At 57.7% G+C, this 6,628-nt stretch carries 7 protein-coding genes; all 7 read left to right on the top strand.

The window, feature by feature from the left end:
* Positions 1 to 16 precede the first annotated feature (16 nt).
* The 7 genes from Q8W24_RS13315 to hisI all read left to right on the top strand — a co-directional run bounded on the left by Q8W24_RS13315 (position 17) and on the right by hisI (position 6,477).
* Positions 17 to 742 (top strand): PIG-L deacetylase family protein, encoded by a 726-nt coding sequence (locus Q8W24_RS13315; RefSeq protein ID WP_305475596.1) that lies wholly within the window; start codon positions 17 to 19, stop codon positions 740 to 742.
* A gap of 82 nt (positions 743 to 824) precedes the next feature.
* Positions 825 to 1,751 (top strand): GTP cyclohydrolase FolE2, encoded by a 927-nt coding sequence (gene folE2, locus Q8W24_RS13320; RefSeq protein ID WP_305475598.1) that lies wholly within the window; start codon positions 825 to 827, stop codon positions 1,749 to 1,751.
* On the top strand, positions 1,748 to 2,050 hold the full coding sequence (gene yidD, locus Q8W24_RS13325; RefSeq protein ID WP_303433244.1) for a membrane protein insertion efficiency factor YidD: 303 nt from the start codon (positions 1,748 to 1,750) through the stop codon (positions 2,048 to 2,050). Before folE2 ends, yidD begins: the two co-directional genes overlap by 4 nt.
* On the top strand, positions 2,040 to 2,600 hold the full coding sequence (locus tag Q8W24_RS13330) for a carbonate dehydratase (protein WP_305415044.1): 561 nt from the start codon (positions 2,040 to 2,042) through the stop codon (positions 2,598 to 2,600). The genes yidD and Q8W24_RS13330 overlap by 11 nt, the downstream gene beginning before the upstream one ends.
* Before the next feature lie 3 nt (positions 2,601 to 2,603).
* On the top strand, positions 2,604 to 4,631 hold the full coding sequence (thrS, locus tag Q8W24_RS13335) for a threonine--tRNA ligase (protein ID WP_303433242.1): 2,028 nt from the start codon (positions 2,604 to 2,606) through the stop codon (positions 4,629 to 4,631).
* The gene (locus Q8W24_RS13340; protein WP_305475599.1) at positions 4,628 to 5,974 is read left to right on the top strand and encodes a dihydroorotase; all 1,347 of its coding nucleotides are present in this window, start codon (positions 4,628 to 4,630) and stop codon (positions 5,972 to 5,974) included. The genes thrS and Q8W24_RS13340 overlap by 4 nt, the downstream gene beginning before the upstream one ends.
* Positions 5,974 to 6,477: a phosphoribosyl-AMP cyclohydrolase gene (gene hisI, locus Q8W24_RS13345; RefSeq protein WP_305475600.1), complete on the top strand. Its 504-nt coding sequence runs from the start codon at positions 5,974 to 5,976 to the stop codon at positions 6,475 to 6,477. The genes Q8W24_RS13340 and hisI overlap by 1 nt, the downstream gene beginning before the upstream one ends.
* Positions 6,478 to 6,628 lie beyond the last annotated feature (151 nt).

The raw sequence follows: 6,628 nt of genomic DNA on the forward strand, positions 1-6,628 counted from the left end.
ACAGGAAAACCAAACCGTGGATCAAAAAACTGCTCTGGTCATTAGTGCACATTCTGCCGATTTCGTATGGCGCGCTGGCGGCGCCATTGCCAGCCATGTTCAGCAAGGTTGGCGAGTAAAGATTATCTGTCTGTCATATGGAGAGCGTGGTGAATCCGCCAAGCTGTGGCGACAACCCGGCATGACGCTGGAGGCCGTTAAAGAAGCTCGACAGGAAGAAGCACAACGGGCCGCCAATATTCTGGGGGCCGAGATAGAATTCTGGGATATCGGCGATTACCCGATGCGTGTTTCCGACGAAACGCTGCTCCGCCTGGTCGATACCTATCGCGCGTTACAACCGGAATTTGTGCTCTCGCACTCGGAAAAAGACCCCTACAACTTCGACCATCCCCTGGCCATGCACGTGGCTCAGGAAGCCCGCATTATCGCTCAGGCTGAAGGCCACAACCCCGGTCAGCAAGTCATTGGCGCGCCCACCATGTACTCCTTCGAACCACACCAAACAGAACAGTGTGACTGGAAGCCAAATACCTTCCTCGATATTACCGACGCATGGGAAACAAAGCGTAAAGCCATTGAGTGCATGCAGGGGCAGGAACATCTCTGGGCCTACTACACACGTGTTGCCCAGCAGCGTGGCGTACAGGCCAAGCGTAATGTTGGTATTACCAGCAAGCGCACGATCACCTATGCCGAAGCGTACCAGCGACTCACGCCGACGGTGTCTGAAACCCTCTGATCCGCACTGGCGGGAGCTTGCTCCCGCCGTACCACTTATTGAGCGCCACCAACTCGTGGGGCTGACTATTCGGAATGTTTCCATGAACGCAATGCTTCCAGATATCTCTGTCACCGATACAGCTCCCCTGTCCGGGCCACTGCAATGGGTGGGTATGCAAGGAATCGACCTGCCGATCACCATTGCTGAAGCGGATTACCGGCGCGAACTGCACGCCCGTGCCGACGCCCAGGTGAACTTGCCCAATCCCCATATCAAGGGGATTCATATGTCACGCCTGTATCACTTGCTGGCGCAAATCAGCAACGGCGAACCACTGACAGCCACCGCTTTACACACCGTATTAACCGCCATGATCGACAGCCATCACGACTGCGGCAGCAACAATGCCCGGGTGCTGTTGCAGTTTGAGTTACTGGTATTACGCCCGGCACTGCACTCCCAGTATCTGTCTGGCTGGAAATCGTACCCTGTCTCCCTGGAAGCCCGGTTACAGAACGACCAGTTCCGCCTGACCGCAGAAGTCCGCATTGGTTATTCATCCACCTGCCCCTGTTCCGCGGCCTTGTCGCGGCAACTGGTTGAGCAAGGCTTTATCAATACCTTTGGCCACCAGCAACACATTGACCTGACAACCGCCGCCAGCTGGATTCGTGCCAACGCCACGCTGGCCACCCCCCACAGCCAGCGCAGTGAAGCCATCATCAAGGTCGAGCTGCCGATGGATTCTGCCGACCTTGGCTTACTGGCATTGGTGGATCAGGTAGAAAAAGCAGTAGGAACACCACTACAAACCGCCGTAAAACGCGTGGATGAACAGGCATTTGCCGAACTGAACGGCCAGAACCTGATGTTTGTCGAGGATGCCGCCCGCGCCATTCAGGCAGCACTGGCAGACCATTATCAGCGCCCCAGAGTACAGGTTCGCCACCTCGAAAGCCTCCATCCCCATGATGCCGTCGCCTGGTCGGATGACAGCATCGCTACCGGAATGCCAGCGTCGTTATGAAAATCAGCGTTGCCAAAATACTGATTGGCCTGGTGAAGGGCTACCAGATGTGGATCAGCCCCTTGCTCGGTCACAACTGCCGCTTCTATCCCAGTTGCTCGCAATACGCCGTTGAAGCGATTCAGCTGCATGGCGGCTGGCGTGGCAGCTGGCTGGCCCTGCGACGACTGGGCCGCTGTCATCCGTTCCATCCTGGAGGTTTTGATCCGGTGCCCGGCGTCCCTGACCCAGAGCCGAAATCCCTCTCCGGCCCAGAGACTCCAAAAGATGAGACTCAAAGAGACCGCCATGATTCGTAAAAACCCCCAAGGGGACTTGCCGCAAGTCCACCCCAGTGCGTTTGTCGACCCGACGGCTATTTTGTGTGGGCCAGTGATTGTCGAAGAAAACGTCTTTATTGGCCCCTACGCCGTTATTCGCGCCGACGAACGTAATGCCGACGGTGGCATCGAGCCGATTGTGATTGGAGCCCACTCCAATATTCAGGATGGCGTGGTGATTCACTCCAAATCCGGTGCCGCCGTCCGTATCGGCCAACACACCTCGATTGCCCACCGGGCCATTGTCCACGGCCCCTGCGTGGTAAAGGACCGTGTCTTTATCGGCTTTAACAGCGTGCTGTTCAACTGCCAGATCAATAACGGCTGTGTGATCCGCTACAACGCGGTGGTCGACGGCTGCGAGCTGCCCGAAGACTTTTATGTGCCATCCACTGCCCGTATCGATGCCCACACCGACCTGGATAGCATGCCCAGAGTATCCGCCGACAGCAGTGAATTTTCCGAAGATGTTGCCCGTACCAACAACGATCTGGTCGCGGGCTACAAACATATCCAGAACGAGTTTTGAACCATGATTTTACCCCCCGCCATCGCCAATGAGGATTCCGCAATCAACGCCAACGAGGTACACATCACCCTGCCCGACGGCAATATCCTGCCCTTCACTCAGGCACCCACCCTGCTGGATGTCGCCAACGCCATCAGCCCACAGTTTGCCAAACAGGTGGTGGCCGGGTGCATCAATGGCGAAGCCCACGACCTCAGCGACCGGATCACCGACAACGCCGCCGTTACGCTGACCAAGGCCAGCGACGACGACGGGATCGATATTATCCGCCACTCCTGCGCCCACCTGCTGGGGCATGCGCTCAAGCAGTTATTCCCAACCGCCCAAATGGTGATTGGGCCTGTGATCCGCAACGGCTTTTATTACGATATTGCCTACGAACGGACTTTCACACCGGACGATATCAACGCCATCGAAACGCGTATGAAAGCGCTGATCAACACACACTACGATGTGATCAAGCGCATGACTCCCCGTGCCGAAGCCATCCAGCAGTTCCGCGACCGTAACGAGGAATACAAGCTGCGGCTGATCGACGATCTCCCGGAAGTCGACGAACTGGGGCTGTATTTCCATCAGGAATACCTCGATATGTGCCGTGGCCCTCATGTGCCCAACACCCGCTTTCTCAAGCATTTCAAGCTCACCGGCGTCTCCGGCGCCTACTGGCGGGGGGATGCCAACAACGAACAGCTGCAACGTATTTACGGCACCGCCTGGGCCACCAAACAGCAACTGAAAGATCACCTCACCCGGCTGGAAGAAGCCGAAAAGCGCGATCATCGACGGCTCGGCAAGGAACTCGACCTGTTCCACTTTCAGGAAGACGCCCCCGGCGCCGTATTCTGGCACCCGAAAGGCTGGACCCTGTTTCAGCAACTGATCGATTACATGCGCCGCCGCCAACAACAGGCCGGTTACACCGAAGTGAACACCCCGGACATGATGGACCGCAGCCTGTGGGAAATTTCCGGCCACTGGCAAAACTACCGCGACCATATGTTCAGCACCGAAACCGAAGACGGTCGCCATCTGGCCCTGAAGCCCATGAACTGCCCTGGCAGTGTGCTGCTGTTTCATCACGGCCTGAAAAGCTATCGCGACTTGCCCATCCGTATGGGAGAGTTTGGCAAGGTGCACCGCTACGAGCCGTCCGGTGCCCTGCACGGCCTGCTGCGGGTACGCCACTTCACCCAGGACGACGCCCATATCTATTGCACACCGCAACAGCTGAACGCGGAATGCCAGACCGTGATTGCCCTGACTCTGGATATCTATCGCCAGTTCGGTTTTGACGATATCCGCATCAAGCTGTCGACCCGGCCCGACAACCGCATTGGCCACGACGAGACCTGGGATTTGCTGGAGCAGTCCCTGATCGACGCCCTGCAACAACAAGGCATGGAGTACCAGCTCAACCCCGGCGAAGGCGCCTTCTACGGCCCGAAACTGGAATTTGTACTGCGCGATGCCATCGGCCGCGACTGGCAATGTGGCACGCTGCAAGTCGATATGAACCTGCCCGAACGTTTTGACGTCAGCTACATCAACGAAGCCGGAGAACGCGAACGGCCAGTGATGCTGCACCGGGCACTGTTCGGCTCACTGGAACGTTTTACCGGGATTCTGCTGGAGCATCACAGCGGCAAGCTGCCGATCTGGCTATCACCCGTTCAGGCTGTAGTGATGTCCATTGCCGAAGCCCAGAACCACTATGCCAGCCAGCTGGCCGAGCTGCTGAACCTGCACGGTATCCGCACCGACAGCGACACCCGTAATGAAAAAATCGGCTACAAGATACGCCAGCAAACACTGCAGCGCATACCTTACCTGCTGATTGCCGGCAAACAGGAAATCGCCGACGGCACCATCACCCTCCGCGATCGCCACGGCAAACAACTCGGCACCTATCCCCTTGCGGACGCCGTCGAGTTCCTGCAAGAAATGGTCATCGCACCGGACTTTACCCGCTCCGAACAACGCCGCCAGACCTTGCTGCAACAGCTGAACAAGCAGCAGGCCAAAACATGAACCAGCATGCCGATTTACTGCTCCGTGGTGGCACACTGCTGACACCGAACGGCCGTCAGATAGCGGATATCGCCTGCCGTCAGGGCCGTATTGTAGCGCTGGGAGATCTGCGTCAGTGGAGCAGTGATCAGCACCTGAACCTGACCGGATTACACGTATTACCCGGCGTCATCGACAGCCAGGTACACTTCCGCCAACCCGGCCTCGAGCACAAGGAAACCATCGAAGCCGGTTCCCGCGGTGCTGTACTCGGTGGCGTCACCGCCTTTTTTGAAATGCCCAACACCCACCCGCTGACACTCAGTGGTGCCGACCTGCAAGCCAAACTCGACATCGCCGCCAACAGCAGCTGGTGTGACTATGCCTTTTACATCGGCGGTTCTGCCAGCAATCGCAATGAGATGCTGGCGCTGGAACAGCTGCCCGGCAGTGCCGGCATCAAGGTATTTATGGGCAGCTCCTTCGGCGATCTGCTGACCGACAACGACGACGTTCTGCGACAACTGCTCAGCCACGGCCAACGTCGACTGGCAGTGCATGCTGAAGATCAGGCCCGCCTGATAGCACGCAAACAACAATTGGGCGACAACCATTCGGTACACCTGCACCCCCATTGGAGGGATGAACAAAGCGCCCTGCTGGCCACCCAAAAAGTCGTCCGCATGGCTGAACAGGCCGGGCGCAGACTCCATCTGTTGCATGTTTCAAGCGCAGCAGAAATGGCCTTTCTGGCGCACCATAAACGCCTGGTGACGGTCGAGGTCACACCTCATCACCTCACCCTTGCGGCACCAGACTGCTACGAGCAACTGGGCACCCTGGCACAAATGAACCCACCGGTACGCGACCAGCGCCATCAGGATGCCCTGTGGGCAGCGATCAACAACGGCCTGGTCGATGTGATTGGCAGTGACCACGCACCTCACACCCTGGCAGAAAAACAGCACCCCTGGCCGGACTCACCCAGCGGCATGACCGGCGTACAAACCCTGTTACCCATCATGCTCGACCATGTCCATGCCGGCCGCCTGAGCCTGCAACGGCTGGTCGACCTCACCAGCGCCGGCCCGGCACGGGTATTCGGCATCGCGGGCAAAGGCCGCCTGGCCGTCGGCTACGATGCCGATTTCAGCATCGTCGACCTGCAAGCCCAACGCACCATCCGCAACCCATGGATCGCCAGCATCAGTGGCTGGACACCTTACGACGGTCGCCAGGTAACCGGCTGGCCCATACACACCGTCGTCCGTGGTCATGTGGTGGTGCAGGACGAAACCCTGATGACCCGTCCAGCAGCCCAAACCATAAAATTTACCGAATCCTTTTTTGCGGAGCCATCCTGATGACCTCTAACCCCCAAGACACCAGCTCCACGAACCAGTTTGCCCCTCGCACCAGCATCGAACAGGTGGAAGAGAGCAACCAGCTGGCACCAAAGTTCGATGACCAAGGCCTGATTGCCTGCATCACCACCGACGCCGCCAGCGGTGACGTACTGATGCTGGGCTATATGAACGCCGCAGCACTCAAGCTCACCATCGCCACCGGAGAAGCCCACTACTGGAGCCGCTCCCGCCAGGTGCTCTGGCACAAAGGCGCGACCAGTGGCCTGACACAACAGGTAGAAGAAATGCGCATCGACGACGACCAGGACGCCGTCTGGATCAAGGTACGAGTGGCCGGAAATGGAGCCAGCTGCCACGTGGGTTATCGCAGTTGCTTCTATCGCAACATCGCCGTCGCCCAACAATCAGCAACAAGCGATTCACTCACCTTTAATGAATCAGACAAGGTTTTTGACCCGGAACACGTCTACCCCGGCATGCCCAACCCGACCCAACTGTAAACCCCGCTCAGGGACAGGATAAAAAACACTGTAGTGGTCAACTAATCCCGGACAGTATTTTAAAGTTTTCCTCTGCTGCAACGGGCGAAATGCCGTCGTTGAATGTATGAGGTCGCTGCCGGTTGTAGTAGTCCATCAGATAACCACCAAC

Source organism: Oceanobacter sp. 4_MG-2023 (assembly GCF_030689165.1).
Taxonomy (GTDB): domain Bacteria; phylum Pseudomonadota; class Gammaproteobacteria; order Pseudomonadales; family Oceanobacteraceae; genus Oceanobacter.